12 protein-coding genes are annotated in these 16806 nt (G+C 42.9%); 10 read left to right on the top strand and 2 right to left on the bottom strand.

Translation table 11 applies throughout. The features are described from left to right. The 3 genes from AC1F2U_RS09445 to AC1F2U_RS09435 form a co-directional block, all read left to right on the top strand. Nucleotides 1-652 (top strand): M10 family metallopeptidase C-terminal domain-containing protein (locus AC1F2U_RS09445; RefSeq protein ID WP_480260860.1); only part of this gene is annotated, 652 nt, incomplete at its 5' end. Between the two features lie 231 nt (nucleotides 653-883). After that, on the top strand, nucleotides 884-1756 hold the full coding sequence (locus AC1F2U_RS09440; RefSeq protein WP_480260859.1) for an RnfABCDGE type electron transport complex subunit D: 873 nt from the start codon (nucleotides 884-886) through the stop codon (nucleotides 1754-1756). A 67-nt stretch (nucleotides 1757-1823) separates the two neighbouring features. Further along, a complete protein-coding gene (locus AC1F2U_RS09435; RefSeq protein ID WP_480260858.1) occupies nucleotides 1824-3200 on the top strand; it encodes a DUF2330 domain-containing protein in 1377 nt (458 codons plus the stop codon). Nucleotides 3201-3420: 220 nt separating this feature from the next. Here the strand turns inward: AC1F2U_RS09435 and AC1F2U_RS09430 are convergent, their stop codons facing one another. Then, nucleotides 3421-3705: a peptidase gene (locus AC1F2U_RS09430; protein WP_480260857.1), complete on the bottom strand. Its 285-nt coding sequence runs from the start codon at nucleotides 3703-3705 to the stop codon at nucleotides 3421-3423. A 396-nt stretch (nucleotides 3706-4101) separates the two neighbouring features. Between AC1F2U_RS09430 and AC1F2U_RS09425 the strand changes: the two genes are divergently transcribed. From AC1F2U_RS09425 to AC1F2U_RS09395, 7 genes are all read left to right on the top strand, one after another. Next, complete coding sequence (locus AC1F2U_RS09425) at nucleotides 4102-4530, top strand: DUF4363 domain-containing protein (RefSeq protein WP_480260856.1); 429 nt, start codon at nucleotides 4102-4104, stop codon at nucleotides 4528-4530. A gap of 588 nt (nucleotides 4531-5118) precedes the next feature. Continuing rightward, nucleotides 5119-5406 carry a hypothetical protein gene (locus AC1F2U_RS09420; protein WP_480260855.1) on the top strand — a complete coding sequence of 96 codons (288 nt, stop codon included), beginning with the start codon at nucleotides 5119-5121 and terminating at the stop codon, nucleotides 5404-5406. A gap of 153 nt (nucleotides 5407-5559) precedes the next feature. After that, the gene (locus AC1F2U_RS09415) at nucleotides 5560-6210 is read left to right on the top strand and encodes a sigma-70 family RNA polymerase sigma factor (RefSeq protein ID WP_480260854.1); all 651 of its coding nucleotides are present in this window, start codon (nucleotides 5560-5562) and stop codon (nucleotides 6208-6210) included. 414 nt (nucleotides 6211-6624) lie between these two features. Then, nucleotides 6625-9348 (top strand): CHAT domain-containing protein, encoded by a 2724-nt coding sequence (locus AC1F2U_RS09410; protein WP_480260853.1) that lies wholly within the window; start codon nucleotides 6625-6627, stop codon nucleotides 9346-9348. Nucleotides 9349-9661: 313 nt separating this feature from the next. Next, a complete protein-coding gene (locus tag AC1F2U_RS09405) occupies nucleotides 9662-10630 on the top strand; it encodes a DUF1822 family protein (RefSeq protein WP_480260852.1) in 969 nt (322 codons plus the stop codon). A gap of 183 nt (nucleotides 10631-10813) precedes the next feature. Next, on the top strand, nucleotides 10814-13180 hold the full coding sequence (locus AC1F2U_RS09400; protein ID WP_480260851.1) for a CHASE2 domain-containing protein: 2367 nt from the start codon (nucleotides 10814-10816) through the stop codon (nucleotides 13178-13180). A gap of 42 nt (nucleotides 13181-13222) precedes the next feature. Then, complete coding sequence (locus AC1F2U_RS09395; protein WP_480260850.1) at nucleotides 13223-14026, top strand: DUF928 domain-containing protein; 804 nt, start codon at nucleotides 13223-13225, stop codon at nucleotides 14024-14026. A gap of 77 nt (nucleotides 14027-14103) precedes the next feature. On the opposite strand, the gene AC1F2U_RS09390 is transcribed toward AC1F2U_RS09395, so the two are convergent. After that, entirely contained in the window at nucleotides 14104-16209 is a 2106-nt protein-coding gene (locus AC1F2U_RS09390) for a M3 family metallopeptidase (protein ID WP_480260849.1), read from the bottom strand. Nucleotides 16210-16806 lie beyond the last annotated feature (597 nt).

The raw sequence follows: 16806 nt of genomic DNA, 5'->3' as shown, positions 1-16806 counted from the left end.
ATTTCCGGGAAATTCTACTCTCACGGATAAATTAGTCAGCATTGAGAATTTAATTGGTACAGCTGGCAACGATACGATTGTTGGTAATGATGCCAATAATGTTCTCAACGGTGGAGCAGGTAATGACTTCATCGATGGTGGCTTTGGTTTTGACACCATTAATGGCGGTGCTGGAACTGATACTACATCTTACGCTTTCTTCTCTGGCCCAATTGATGCCAATCTCTCTACTGGTGTAGTCAAATTTCCGGGAAATTCTACTCTCACGGATAAATTAGTCAGCATTGAGAATTTAATTGGTACAGCTGGCAACGATACGATTGTTGGTAATGATGCCAATAATGTTCTCAACGGTGGAGCAGGTAATGACACTCTCGTTGGTGGTTATGGCGCTGACGTACTCTATGGTGGTGCTGGCGCAGATAAGTTTGTCTTCAATAGCAAATTCGAAGGTATCGATATCATCAAAGACTTCCAGTGGAAAGAGGGTGATAAAATCCAGATTTCCAAGTCTGCATTTGGTGCTAGCTCTAACAACCAGTTCAGCTACAACAGCACTAATGGTGACTTATTCTTCGCAGGGGATCAATTCGCCACCATTGAGAACAAGCCTTCTTTCTTCTCAGTTAATCTGGATGTTGTGCTGGTATAAATCTTTTCCTTTTATTCCATATCTTCATACTTCGGTGAATTAACTTGAAAAAGGTAAGGATGCGATCGCATCTCTACCTTTTTTGGTTATCTTTAAGTTCAAACATCAGAGCGATCGCTTTGGTCTGTCAATGCTTTATTTTGTAACAAAATCTGTAACAGCAATGCCATTTTACCTAGTACTCGTCTAAATTGATGAGAAATCTACGGGAAATCCCTGAAAAAAAGGGTAATGTTGCTCAAAGATATACGAGATTATCAAATTCTATTTCTCGGCTTGTTTCTAGTGTTGGGAATCGGTACACGAGATTGGACGCTGCGACCAGAGTTGATTGGGGTAGCGATCGCCACAAGTCTAGCAACTCAATTGATATTGTCATTAGTCACTTGTACTGAGCGTAGTCGAAGTATTGGTCATTGGTCATTAGCAAATGACAAAGGACAAAGCCCAAATCTTCGCAGTGCTTTAATTACCTCACTGGGACTGAGTTTACTGTTACGGGCTGACCACTGGACGACAATGGCAATAGCCGCAGTTCTTGCGATCGCCAGCAAATTTATCTTCCAAGTCGGCGATAAGCATTTCTTCAATCCCGCCAATTTTGGCATCATATCTGCCTTGATTCTCACCCCCGATGCTTGGGTTTCGCCGGGACAATGGGGTGAAGAGTGGTGGTATGGGCTATTATTTCTCGGTACTGGCGGCATGATTTTGCAGCGCATCGGTCGCTGGGACACCACAGCAGCTTTTTTGGGTTCTTATTCTTTGCTGGAAGCCATTCGTAATTTATGGCTGGGTTGGACTTGGGATGTTTACTGGCATCGATTGATGAGTGGATCTTTGCTGCTGTTCGCCCTATTTATGATTACCGATCCGCGATCGATTCCCAATTCCCAAATTGGGCGTGTAGTTTGGGCAGTTTGCATCGCTGGATTAACTTTTATCCTGCGAAATTATTTCTTTGTTTCCACAGCAGTTTTCTGGGCGCTGTTTGCCCTTGCACCGTTGAGCATCCTGCTAGATGTTCTTTGGTTAGCCCCAAGGTTTGCTTGGCAAGAGAAAGATGAGGAAGCAGGGGAAGAACTGCTAACTCAGCACTCCTAACCCTTGTACAGACGCGATGAATCGCGTCTCTAGTCTCTAGCACTAAAAAAGATAGAGGTATAAAATAATGAAATTTTTTCGACTTTTAACGCCATTATTATTGGCAATTGTAGCTGTTTTGTGCTTTGCCCCCGCAGCTTGGGCATTTTGTGGATTTTATGTAGCCAAAGCTGATACAAAACTGTATAACAAAGCTTCTCAGGTAGTGATTGCGCGAGATGGCGATCGCACTATCATGACAATGGCAAACGATTTTCAAGGCGAAGTCAAAGATTTTGCAATGGTAGTACCTGTGCCAACGGTGCTGCAAAAAGAGCAAGTTCGCGTCACTGAACCCAAGATTATCGAGCGGCTAGATGCTTTTAGTGCGCCGCGATTGGTAGAATATTTTGACCCAGATCCTTGTGCCCCAGTTTACGATAGAGAGTTATCAGCAGCACCAGCGCCAGCAGCACCGAGAAGTGAGGCGGGGAGTGCAAGGGGCGATGCTAGTTTGGGTGTGACGGTTGAAGCACGTTTTAACGTTGGCGAATATGACATTTTGATCCTCAGTGCGAAAGAATCTGGCGGTTTGGAAACTTGGCTTAAACGCAATGGCTACAAAATCCCCAGAGGTGCGAAACAGTTACTTCAGCCTTATATTCGCTCCTCAATGAAATTCTTTGTTGCTAAAGTCAACTTAGATAAATTCGAGCAATCTGGCTACCAGTTTCTCCGTCCGCTACAAATTTCCTACCAATCACCTAAATTCATGCTGCCAATTCGTTTGGGCATGATCAATGCTACGACAGAGCAGGATTTAATTGTCTACATTCTCTCGCCCCAAGGACAAGCAGAAATTACTAACTATCGGACGGTAAAAATTCCCTCCGACGCAAATATTCCCTTATTTGTCAAAGATGAATTTGGTGAATTTTACAAATCCATGTTTCAAACTGTCTACACCAAAGAAGACAGAAAAGTTGGTTTTTTAGAATACGCTTGGGATATGGGTAGTTGCGATCCTTGTTCCGCCGAACCTCTGACTCCAGAAGAACTCAAGCAAGCAGGTGTATTTTGGCTAGATGATAATTCTACAAGTAATGTGCCAGTACCCCCTAGTTTTCGTCGTCCCTCTCCTAGAAGTAACGTCTTCATCTCTCGATTGCATGTTCGCTATACCCGCGATAAATTTCCTGAAGACTTGATATTTCAACAAACTGCCAACAGTGAATCTTTTCAAGGACGCTATGTTTTGCAACATCCATTCCAAGGGGAACTCAAATGTCAGGCTGGCAGACAATATAAGCAGTCTTTACCCAAACGTTTTGAACAAGAGGCGCAAACTCTAGCTAAACTAACCAACTGGAAAATCCAAGATATTCGCAACAAAATGAAATTGAGTGTAGGTAATTTGAGATATTCTTGGTGGGAAAATGTTCTATCCTGGCTGGGATTATATTAAAGAGAGTGAGGAGTAAGATAAAAATCAAATCTGATACAGCAAAATTCAGAATTCAGGAATAAAACCCGCTTTATATTTGAGTAACAGACTTAGCTTGTGTACCTCCATTTCCTTGAAATCTGCTGTAATTTACTTACCTTACTTTTTATCAACTGATAAAAAGTAAGGTTTTGTTGGAAATACTCTTCACAGAACCTCTAAAATCCCGAATCAGCTAATCTTAGTTATTGATATCGCTCCGTTTTTTTCGATTGAATAATCCAGACATACTTATTCCTGTCACCAGCAGACCAATCAATCCCAATCCATTAAAAATTGGGTAAATTGCTTCTAGATGTAAGATTTCTCCTGTATGAATTCTTAACAGCAAACTAGAAGAAAGCCCAGTACTAATTGGCCATTCTCTAACAATAGTCGTCAATATTCCCGTCAATACAGTTAACATTAAAGGTAGACAAATTATGATGCCAATCGTGCGGTGATACTTGCGAAATGATCGTTTCATAGTCATTTGCTACAAAGGCTATTATTTTTATACTAGTGGTTATTACAATTCGATGCTACTGAATTATGGAAAAATCATGTTTTTTTCCTGTAATTTGAGTTTTAGATGGATGTTTTTACCTTTGCAAATTTATTCTATAGCAATCCTATTTGAGTTGTGAAAAATATAGATTAGAAAACGAACCGCCAAGGACGCCAAGGACGCAAAGGAAAGAAAGAAGAAAGAGAGATATAATTTTCACGAATGATTTAGGACTGCTATATAAATAAGTATAGGGTTAAGTGATATATTTATCTAGGAAAAAGTAACCACAAAAATGTTGCTATTAATGCTGGTAAACAGCAGACTATTCACTTTCGTGAATTACAGCTTAATAATGAATGGAGGAGTTTTACAATGAAGAGTTTTCAACTAATTTCGAGCGTTGCGGGTATAAGCTTGATAGCTTTGCTAGGCTGCAACAGTCCCGAACAACCTACCACCCAAACTACCCCAGGGGTGACTCCTAATGCTAGCGCAGCATCAGCCCCAGCAACAACATCTACTACAGATAATAGTAGTTTATTAACTATAGTATCCAAAACTAAAGCCGCAGTTACATCTGGCAACTTTGTTCAAGCTAAAAAAGAATTTGACAAATTTGAGGATGCTTGGGAAGAAGTTGAAGACGGTATCAAAGTTAAATCTCGTAATAATTATGAAACTATAGAGACAAATATGGATCGGGTTACAGGAGAACTTAAAGCTTCTAAACCCCAAAAAGAAAAATTATTGACAACATTACAGTCATTAGAAAAAACGATTACTGCTGTTTCAAAATCTTAACTAAATGTGCATTCAAGTCATTTTGAATGCATCGCTGTCCTCCCTACCCGGAATCTACGGTGTACACACAAGTCTTTCTGACCCCCTCTAACTCCCCCGATGCCTTGGCTACGGTGTACACACAAGTCCTAAAAACCTAGCTTGATAAGACTTTCCTCGTTTTTCCTCGTTCCCAGTCTCCGACTGGGAATGCATTCATTGAGTCAGAGACTCAATATCTGACTGGAGGCAGAGCCTCTAAATCAGGCATTCCCATACTCTTCATGGGAACGAGATCAACGAGAAAACAATGGGAAATCAAGCTTTTTTCGACTTGTGTGTACACCGTAGGATGCCTTGGGGGAGAACTGGATATTTCCTCCCAATGCATCGGGGAAATTAAGGGGGGTAAATCCAGAGTTTAGGCTTCATTACCAAGATATGTGTACACCGTAGCTACCCTGAATGTACTCATAGGGTAGGGATAAGAGCGGTAAATTGAGTGTATAACCAAGCTCTACGAGTAAACGTGGTGAGTTTGAGAACCCAAGCAACCAGGATATTAAAGCGCTAGATCTCTTAAGAATCTCCGTCGCTGAGGAATAGAGAGTGTCAAATCTAAGTACAGCTTTGCGTAAAAGGGTAGCGTTTTTAATGCAAGCCAATGCATTAACATTGCAAGCCCATGCATTAACAAGGCAAGCCGACGCATTAACAATCCAAGCCGACGCATTAACAATCCAAGCCGACGCATTAACAATCCAAGCCGACGCATTAACAATCCAAACCGACGCATTAACAATCCAAACCGACGCATTAACAATCCAAGCCAACGCATTAACATTGTCGTGTATTGCCAATTATAATTCGGTACGGATTAATGAAATGCTGTACTAAGTTCTATTTACTTCAGAACCTCAAATTTTCCAATAGTCTATGTCCCTTCTCCACTTCCTTTTCAAAAAGATGCAGTATCTTGAGGAAAGGTAATTCTTCGGGTGTTGTTATACGCAATACTAAGATATTCTTGCTTTCTTCGCCAAGATTGTCATGGTTCAATTCGATGAACAGCTACGCCGCTTAGTTACAGAAGCCTGTGGACACCAACCTGGAAGCCCTCAGCGTCAGAAGCTGCTCACGCAAATTATTCGCTTGACAGCAAGTAGACTCTGGAGGGAAACTACTCCCTACTATCAAGACGCACTACAACAAACTTGGTTGTATTTCTGTCGCAATGTTTGTGAAGGTTTGACAGGCCAAATCTACGATCCAAATTATGGCAGTGTGATCACCTGGCTGAATGCTTACCTAAAACGGAGACTACAAGACTTTTACCTTAAGCAGAACCGAGAACAAGCCACAACAGTCCCTCTGAGAATTCGTCAGTCTACATCGGGTGGAACAAGTGAAACTATCGATCCTGTAGATAACCTACAGGCTAGCCCCCAAGCACCTCCGATTTTGGAAGAGTTGGAGATATGGGCAAAGACAGATTCGGATGGGGAACTGCGCGGTACTTACATTAAAGGGCGTCCAGATGTGAATTGCCAGGTGTTAATTCTCAAACGCTTACCCCCAGAAGTTAGCTGGAAAGATTTATCTGAGGAATTTAGGTTGTCAATTCCGACATTAAGCAGTTTTTATCAACGCCAATGTTTACCGCGTTTGCGTAAGTTTGCAGAATTGGAGGGATTATTATGACCGGTGCTGTTAGCAGATAGCCAGGGTTGAGCTAGTGCTGAGTCAGAAGTAGTACTGATGAATTTTCCCATTTTCAGCCGAGGTATTCACTCCTGGAATTGATTTGATGCCTCAGCCTAGTTAATTTTACTTTTTACTCATCACTCTTTCACTGGGTTTTTGATTAAGGTTAGCGATCGCTTTTTAACTACAATAGATTGCACGATCGGGTAGAGATAATCGTAGGGGCATAAGATGTTGTACCCCTACCCGCGTACTTCATTTACTTTGCTACTCAAGTTTCACTGCGATCGCCATAAATAATAAAATTGTGGAAGCTCAAAGATTGATGAGGAATGGGGATGGTAACATTAGCCTGTTAGCCTATAGTTCATCCTATGTGTTTCTGCTTATCACCTACCTCTCGTCATGCTTATGGCTAAAACAACTAGGATTTTTGGCGCGAATTCTCTAAAGTTTAAAAGCAGGAGTCGAGAAACGGCAAAGACGCGCTGGCTCACCTCCCTAGCTCACTTTTTACGTTTGCCTTTGTACTTCCTGGTCGCTTTGCTATGCATAGTCGGTTCGCCAGTGCTAGCAAAAGTTCCTGGCTCAATCAATTCTTTATCCCAACTGCCAATAAATAGTATAATATCGCTGGCTGTGCCCACTGATGCCGCCTCACTCTTACAGCAGGGCAAAGTTTTATACAGTAATGGCAACTTTGCCAAAGCTGTAGAAGTTTTACAACAGGCTGTCCAAATATATAAGCAGCAAGGGGAGAGCCTTGCACTAGCAGCCACATTGAGTAATCTTTCTTTAGCTTACCAGCAACTCGGTGCATGGAGTCAGGCGCAGCAGGCAATTACAGAAAGTTTAAATTTACTCCAAGGACAGGATAAAAACCAAAATCTGCAAATATTTGCCCAATCACTAGATATTCAAGGTCGTCTGCAATTGGCAATGGGAAAGTCCGAAGCGGCTTTGGCAACTTGGCAGCAGACAGAAGAAATTTACAAACAAGTAGATAATCAAAGTGGCGTGGTGCGATCGCTAATCAATCAAGCACAAGCTTGGCGCACCCAAGGATTTTACCCGCGAGCGTTCAAAACACTCGATCGAATAAGTCAGACGTTAAATTCTCAACCAGATTCTCTAGAAAAGACAGTGAGTTTGCGATCGCTCGGTGATGCCCTTTTGGTATTGGGCGATTTGAAAAAGTCACGCCAAGCATTAGACGAAAGTCTGATAATTGCTCAAAATCTCCAATCAAGCGCTGATATTGGGGCTAGTCTGTTCAGCTTGGGGAATAATGCCCGCAAACAAAATCAAAAAGAACAGGCGATCGCCTATTATCAAAAAACAGTCGCAGTATCTCCCTCACCCCTCACAAAAGTTCAAGCACAACTCAATCACCTGGGACTACTGATTAAAGATAAAGAATGGGCAAAGGTTCAAACTCTTTTGTCCTCGATTGAGTCGCAACTCACTCGACTTCCCCTCAGCCGTGCCAGTATTTACGCTCACGTTAACTTTTCACAAAGTTTAGCAAAAGTCAAGAGTGGTGTATTGCAAGCGTCCAGGCATAGTTTTTACGGAGGATTAAGTACAAAAGACTCAGCAAAATTACTCGCTAGTGCCATCCAGCAATCCCGCAGTTTAGGAGACAAGCGAGCAGAGGCTTATGCTCTAAAGAGTTTAGGCGGCTTGTACGAAGAAACCAGACAGTGGTCAGAAGCGCAAGACCTGACTCGGCAAGGATTAGCTTTGGCACAGAGTAGCAATGCACCAGAAATTACCTATAGCTTGGAGTGGCAGTTAGGTAGATTGCTTTGGGCACAACAAGATATTAATGGTGCGATCGCCGCTTATGATGCTGCTGTAGACACTCTTGAATCTCTCCGCAGAGATTTAGTAGTCAATAAAGATGTAGTGAACCAGGATATGCAATTTGACTTCCGGGACAGTGTAGAACCCGTCTACCGCCAGTCAGTAGAGTTACTGCTGCAATCTCAAAAAGGAAAACCAAACGACAAAATATTGGAGAAAGCACGCCAGCGAATTGAAGCACTCCAACTAGCCGAATTAGACGACTTCTTTCAGGAAGCTTGTCTGCAAGGTCAGAAAGTAGCCCTCGATCGAGTAGTAGACAAAGATAATACCAAGGCTGCCATCCTTTATCCAATTATTCTTCGTGACGAACTCCAGGTAATTGTCAAAATTCCTAAACAATCTCTGGAAAGCTACAGTACCAAGATTTCCCAAGCAGAAGTAGAAAAACTCTTAATAGAACTGCGAAGAAATCTTGTCGATCCAACTGCTACTAAGATCGTCCAAACCCAATCGCAAAAAGTTTACAGCTGGCTGCTTAAACCCATTGAGTCGCAATTGCAGCAAAGTGGCGTCGATACGTTAGTTTTCGTCCTAGATGGCCCATTACGCAATTTACCAATGGCAGCTCTCTATGACGGTAAACAATATTTAGTAGAGAAATATGCGATCGCCCTGAGCGTCGGTCTACAACTCCTCGACCCGAAACCGTTGGTAAAACAGCAACTTAGAGCGCTAACCGCAGGACTGACTCAGCCACCGCCAGGATTTCCCAAGTTTGCACCATTGCTGGCGATCAAATCTGAATTTGACGGTATTGCTAAAGCAGGAGTTTCGACAACCAGCCTATTGGATGGAGATTTTAAGAAAAAGAATTTGGAAAGTGAAATTGCTGCTGCTTCATTCAACATAGTCCATTTGGCAACCCACGGTCAGTTTAGTTCCCGCCTCGAAGACACTTTTATTTTAGATTTCGATGGTCAGATCAATGTCAAAGATTTTGATACTCTTTTCCGCAGTCAGGGTAAAACCGTAGTAGAATTATTGGTTTTGAGTGCTTGCCAGACAGCAACAGGAGACAGCCGTGCAGCACTCGGTCTAGCAGGAGCAGCTGTCCGAGCTGGGGCACGTAGTACCATCGCTTCCCTGTGGCAAATTGATGATGAATCAACAGCGATGTTTGTTAGTGCCTTCTATCGAGAACTCAAGAGTGGCAAAATCACCAAAGCCGAAGCAGTCCATCGTGCCCAACTACAACTGCTGAAACATCCCAACTACAGAGCGCCAAGCTTTTGGTCTGCCTATGTATTGATTGGCAATTGGTTATGATTTGGGGAGCCAATCTTCGTAAGCGATCGCTCAAATTGTCCGCTCAAAATTTGGCCAACTATCTGCTAGTTGATAAACCGCTTTTAGCAGCTTGAAGCTATCTTCATAAAAGTATAAATACTCAAAATCTCTATCTCTGAGATGATTTCAATATACAATCTTTGAATTTTATGGGATATTTTTACCTAATCCCCAGTCCCCAATTCTCTTTTTCCAGTATTCAGTTTTTTTTTCCAGTGTTCAGTTTTGTGGCATAAATTTATTGAATGCGGGTGATATATACATAGCAGCATTGAACCCTAGAAATTGACTTATGAATAACTCCACCTATCAGCTAGATGATTTCGCTTTAACATTGCCGATTTCCCAAACAGCTCGCATAACTGCCCAGCAATTTGCTAACCAGCAACCAAATCTTGAAAAAGCAGAGCAAGTCCGGCTGAATACTTTAGCTGTATGGGTGGTGAATGACTACTTGCAGATGATGGATATTCCTACCGATCTTCAAGCTAGTGACAGTTGGAACCCGATCGTGCGCCTTTGTGGGGATGTCGCTGATTTAGAACTGCCCTCAGTTGGCCGTCTGGAGTGTCGCCCTGTCCGTCTGCATCAGCAGATATGTTTTATTCCTCCAGAAACTTGGGAAGAACGGGTGGGTTATTTAATAGTTCAATTTGATGAATCGCTCGAAGAAGCAAGGCTGCTTGGTTTTATCCCTACTGTAGCAACTGAAACAGTTCCTTTAGCGCAACTGCAACCATTGGAAGCGTTTATTGACCACATCTGGGAACTGCGTCAATCCCCACTGAATTCATTCGTGAATTTGAGTCAATGGTTTGCTGGTATATTTGAGACGGGTTGGGAAACTATTGAATCGCTGTGGAATGTGCCGGAACTCATGCCAACTTATGCCTTTCGCAGTATTGAAACTTTAGAATTAGATACCCTCAAAGAATCAGAATCAATTACTAAACGGGCAAAAGTGATTGATTTAGGTATCCAAATCCACAACCAACCTGTGATGTTGATTGTGGAAATCAGCCCCGAAAAAGATCGACAAACTAGTATTCATATCCAATTGCACGCCACTGGAAATCAAATTTACTTGCCACCAGGAGTTCATCTCACTGTTATAGATAGTTCAGGAGCAATATTTCTTGACGCTCAATCTAGAAAATCAGACAACTACATTCAGTTGCAGTTTCGTGGTGAACCTACAGAGCAATTTAGTGTTAGGGTCGCCTTGGAGAATACCAGTATTACCGAATATTTCCGAATTTGAAATATGTAGCTATCTTCCTGCTTTGTCGGTAATTTATTAAATGATAATTCATTAATTGAAAATTAAAAATTAAAAATCCAAGCCAGTTTTTGGGGATTTGGAAAAAAATCTGGAGACGCTTGTGAAGCTTGCGATCGGACATTAGAACAGGGCACGATCTTGGATGGGGAAATAGCGACGGTTATGGGTAAATTAGTGGCGATCAAATTTGGAGAGGGTAGTTTTGAGCAGGGGTTTGCTGTCACCCTTCAAATTGGTGAAGAACACGAGCGTGCTACAACCGAAATCACCGGGAGGCTCCCTTCATTCCCGGAAATGCCGCTCTATTATAGTCATTGGCAGTCTAGTTATCGGCAGATAGGCAATCGTTATCGTCTCCATGCTGACCAAATGCAGGTGACGAATGTATCGATGGTGCAAGACTGCGAAAACACTTCTCATATTTTGCGCGCACGCTTTAATACCTGGCTGCGAGCAGAGGAGTTTCGCCCTTTGAGGGAAAAATGGTTAGAAAGATTATCGTCCAGTGATGAAGTACGGGTGATTCTGCAAACAGAAAATAGCCAATTACAGCTATTACCTTGGCATCTTTGGGACTTGTTAGAACGCTATCCCAAAGCTGAAATTGCCCTTTCTTCACCATCCTACGATCGCATTCACAAGCCACGCACTCTCAATCAATTAGTCAATATTTTGGCAATTGTGGGCAATAGTAAAGGGATTGACACCCAAGCCGATCGAGCTTTACTGCAACAGTGTAGTAACGCAGAGGTGAGCTTTTTGGTAGAACCACAACGTAAGGAATTGACTGACCATCTCTGGGGAAAAAACTGGGATATTCTCTTCTTTGCCGGACACAGTTCTAGTAACAAAAATGGAGAAAGCGGACGAATTTACCTGAATAGAACTGATAGTCTTACCATTGGCGAGTTAAAGTACGCTCTCAAAAAAGCCATTGAAAACGGTTTGCAATTAGCTATATTCAACTCCTGTGATGGATTGGGGTTAGCGCGAGAATTGGCTGATTTGCAAATTCCTCAAATAATTGTCATGCGCGAACCCGTCCCAGACCAGGTTGCGAAGGAGTTTTTAAAATATTTTCTCCAAGGCTTTGCTGGTGGCGAGTCTTTATATCAAGCGGTACGCCAAGCGCGGGAACGCTTGCAAGGACTTGAAGATAGATTTCCTTGTGCAACTTGGCTACCAGTGATTTGCCAAAATCCGGCGCAGATACCACCGACTTGGGATGAATTAAGGTCTACAAAATCTGAAGATGAAGAGCAAGCAAGTTTACCTTTGTCTAACAGACGCAAATTTAAGAGAACTGTGTTATTCAGCTTGGCAGTTACAGCTTTGGTTTGTGGCGTTAGATTGGTGGGATTGCTAGAAAATCCAGAGATTCAAGCCTTTGACCTGATGATGCGATCGCGCCCCGCAGAAGGACTCGATCCCCGACTGTTGATCGTCACAATTGACGATGAGGATCTGGCGACTCAAAGACAAAATGGCGAGTCCTTGATTGGAGCTTCTATTTCTGAAAAATCTCTCAATAAATTCTTAGCAAAACTGAATCAATACCAACCCCGCGCGATCGGCTTAGATATCTACCGTGATTTTCAAGCCAAAGAGCCAGATTTAATTACTCGTCTCCAGCAAACTCAGAACTTGGTTGGCGTATGCAAGGGAAGCGATCGCACAGGAAATATCAAAGGTATTAAGCCGCCACCAGAAATCCCTCTAGGAAATCTGGGATTCAGTGACTTTATTCACGATCGCGATGGAGTTATTCGTCGGCATCTTCTGTTCATGAATCAAGAGACGACATCATCGTGTTTTACTCCATATTCCTTCAGTTTACAACTAGCATCCCTTTATCTGCGCCCTTTAGGAATTCAAACAAAGTTCACCCCTGAAGGAAATTTGCAGTTGGGTAAGACTATTTTTCCGAATCTGAAGTCTCGTACTGGTGGCTATCAAGATATCGATGCTAATGGCGGTCAAATCTTACTCAACTATCGTTCTTCAAAAGAAATAGCCGAACAGGTAACGCTAACGCAATTTTTATCTGGTCCGATTAACCCTAACGCCATCAAAAACCGGATTGTTTTGATTGGTGTGACTGCAAAGGGAGATTCTCCAGACACTTGGTCTACACCTTATGGCATTCCTTTAGACGAGCAAATGCCAGGAGTACTGGTACAAGCTCACATGGTCAGCCAGATCCTTGGTGCAGTTCAGGATGGGCGACCGTTGCTGCGAGCTTGGTCATGGTGGGCGGAGGTAGTCTGGATTTGGGGCTGGTCTTTGATTGGGGGAATACTGGTTTGGCGCAGACTTTCCTTACCCTGGTTGGCATTGGCAATCGGTGTTACTTCTAGCGTTTTGTATGTAGTTTGCTTTGGTCTGTTAATTTCAGGTGCTTGGGTACCTTTTGTACCGTCGGCTTTATCGCTCGTAGCGATGGCGAGTTTGATGTCAATTTATAATCATTCAAAAATAAAAGTCCGGGCGGGGAATCGGGAGCTAAAGGAGATGAAACTGAATAACTAATGTCCAATCTAAAATCCTAAAATCGTATGAGGTCAGGTTTCTATGAATTTAAATTCACAACCGATAAAACTGTTTTTAGTAGTAGCTTTTAGTTGTACAAGCTTATTAGTTAGTCTGACTCCAATACTGGCAAAACCAACTCCTAATCGCTCTGACGCTAAAACAACCCTTGCTCAAGCCACAACTTTTACTCAACCTCCAATTCCAGCTGGCTCACCTCCTGGAGGTCGCGTTCGTGGTGGAGCAAAGCGCGGGGAATTGGCTGCATGTCCACTTACTAAAATTGACTTGACTGCTTTAGTACCTTTTACTCAGGAAGCTAACTCAGTGATTAATGTCTGGGGACAAACAACAGTAGAACATCCAAGTTGGTTTTTCTATGTGCCATATACCAAAGATTCGCCATATACAGTTGAATTTGTGCTGCAAGATGGGGACGCTAACGAGGTATACAAAAAAGCGATCGCTTTATCAGATAAGCCAGGAGTCATCCGCGTTTCTTTGCCTGGCAATGCACCCGGTTTAGCAGTAGATAAACAATACCGTTGGTTTTTCACCATTAACTGTGACAAGCAAAAGAACTCGCCTCCAAGTTTTGTTGAAGGGGTAATAAAACGAGTTAATCTGAGTCAAGCAACAGTCAAAGAAATAGAAACGGCAGAACCTCTAAAGCGCTATGCTATCTATGCCCAAAATGGGATATGGTACGAGGCACTGACGACCTTAGCTGAACTGCGTCAAAAAAATCCTCAAGATGCAGCCCTGAAAGTAGAGTGGCGAAATTTGTTAAGCAGCATCCGCTTAGATGATGTTGCCGGAGAACCGATTCTTCCAGGAACACCTTAAACTAGGAAAATAATGTTTAGTCAAGCCAATATTTAATGTAGAGACGTTGCAATACAACATCTCTACAGATGTGTTGTTTAGTTTGCAGCGGCACTTACTAAACCATTGTGCCTGAGCAAAGCGATCGTACTTGGTTCGCGACCCCGGAAAGTTTTAAACACCTCCATTGGATGCTTGCTACCACCGAGTGCTAGCACCGTATCCCGATAACGCCGACCTGTAGCTTTTATAGCTTCTTCATTTTCTAGCCCAGCTTCTTCAAAAGCAGCAAAAGCATCAGCGCTAAGAACTTCAGCCCATTTATAACTGTAGTAACCTGCCGCGTAACCACCCTCGAAAATGTGCCCAAAAGAACACAGTATTGAATCTTCTGGAAGCGGTGGTAAAACAGTAGTAGTCTTAGCTATGCGATGACGCACATCTGCTGGAGTTTCATTGCTGCCGGAACGATAGCGGTAGTGTAGTTCTAAATCAATACTGCTAAGGTGAATTTGCCGTAACATACCAGTACCACTCATATAATTACGCGCCGCTAGCAGCTTTTGATAATAATGCTCTGGTAGGGCTTCTCCAGTTTCGTAATGTTTAGCCATGCCAAACAAAGTAGGTCGCTCATAACACCAGTTTTCCATAAACTGACTGGGTAGTTCCACTGCATCCCATTCCACATTATTGATGCCTGCGGCTCCAGCATAGTCAACCTTGGTGAGCATGTGGTGCAATCCATGACCAAACTCGTGGAATAAAGTCTCTACTTCATAGAAAGTCATCAAACTCGGCTTGCCATCTACTGGGGGAGTTTGGTTACATATCAAATAAGCCACAGGCAACCGGATGCCAGTTGCACCATTTTCAGTTTTGGCACGATTGATGCATACATCCATCCAAGCACCACCGCGTTTTTCTGCTGGACGGCTATAGGGGTCTAAGTAGAAGTAGGCTATGGGAGAACCAGTTTCATCGGCTATTTGGAAATAACGGACATCCTCATGCCATACTGGGGCTTGACCATCGGCAGGGGTTACTGTAACACCAAACAGCCGCTTAACAAGTCCAAACAAGCCATCTAGCACTTGGGGAAGGGGAAAATAGGGACGTAATTCTTCAGCGGTAAAGGCAAATTTTGCTTCTCGTTGGCGTTCTGCCCAAAAGCTGATGTCCCAATGTTTTAAATCCTGATATTCTTCTCCATAAGATGCAGCGAAAGCTTGGAGTTCTTTTAAATCTTTGACAGCAGCATCATAACTGGCCTGGCGTAGTTCTTCTAATAGCGCTTCGACTGCCTCAACATTAGGAGCCATTTTACTTGCAAGGCTCAACTCGGCAAAACTCTTAAACCCAAGTATATCTGCGAGTTCTTGCCGTAACTCCAAAATACGCACAATTAACGGGTTATTATCTAAATCGCCACTAGAAGCACGAGTGATATGAGCTTTGTAGAGCTTTTCACGCAAATCTCGACGGGTGCTGTGCTGCATGAAAGGGCCGTAGCTGGGGAAGTCTAAAGTAATGCGCCAAGGGCCATTTTCTGGTGTGGCGTTCTCTTCTCCAGCAGCTCGTGCAGCTTGAGCGGCTAAACTCACCAAACTTGGTGGTAAACCGTCAATTTCCGCTTTTGTTGTCAGGGTTAAGCTAAAGGCTTTCGTGGCATCAAGTACATGGTTAGAGAATTTAGTAGAAAGTTCTGCCAACTCCATCTGAATGGCGTTGAAACGGTCTCTTGCCTCTCCTTTTAAGCCAACACCAGAAAGTTCTGCATCTCGAATGGCAGCTTCTACAATGCGCTGTTGGGCTAATTCTAAAGTTGCCCAACTATCACTGCTACGGAGTACCTTAAAAGCATTGTAGATGGGTTGGCTTTGACCGAGTTTGTTGATAAATTGTACAACTAGTGGCTGTACGATTTCATGAGCTTCGCGCAGTTCCGGGCTATTTTTAACACCCATTAAATGATTTACCACCCCCCAACTCCAGGTAAGCCGTTCCGTCACCTTTTCTAAGGGTTCTACTAAACCACTCCAAGTGGGCTGTACATTAGCCTCTAAGGTGGCAAGTTGTTGGTCAAGTTCTGCTAGCAACTGATTGAAGGCGGGTACTACTCGTTCTGGTTTAATCTCTGTAAATGGAGGTAAACCAGTGCCTTGGAGTAAGGGATTATCGGAAATAATGGTACTTGCACTCATGATTTTGTGTGAACTGCGAACGAAAAAAAATCATTGTTGATTTTTATTTATATATCTTCTAATGTAACGATCGCTGTGCTATTTAGTATTGCCATTGTGGCAAAAAAGTAAAAAAAACGATAATTCCTCACAAAAGTATCCCAATACGACTATTTTGTTTGGTGTTTGAACAATATTGTCGGGGACTGGGAACTGAGCAGGAAATCCTCCCCTCTGCTCCCTTCGTTTACTCGGCAATTTTAGAAATGTTAGGGAAAGTCTCTAAGATAATATAAATGCACCCATCCTCGACTCTGATACTATCTAGCTATATATTTGCGATCGCATTTGCTGGGTGCTTCGTACTATAGTAGATGACTAAAGGCGATGCCTATGGCGGGCTACGCCTACGCAAAAAGACGCGATCGTGTATTATGTCAAACAGGTAACTCCTCCGTCAGCATGGGCGTTACCTTGAAAGCGCAGTTTCAGCCCGATAATTGCACGTTTTCAAGGCGTAGAAGCGTACAAATCAACTGAGCGTCAGCGAGCGTCCTTAGCAAACCGAAAAGGAAGGCTCCAGATTTCCATATTTATGATATTATTTGGCAACTCATC

The sequence above is a fragment of the Nostoc sp. LEGE 12454 genome, from assembly GCF_056620565.1.
Note: the sequence above shows the minus strand (reverse complement) of the source record. Positions and strands in the feature narration are given on the sequence as shown.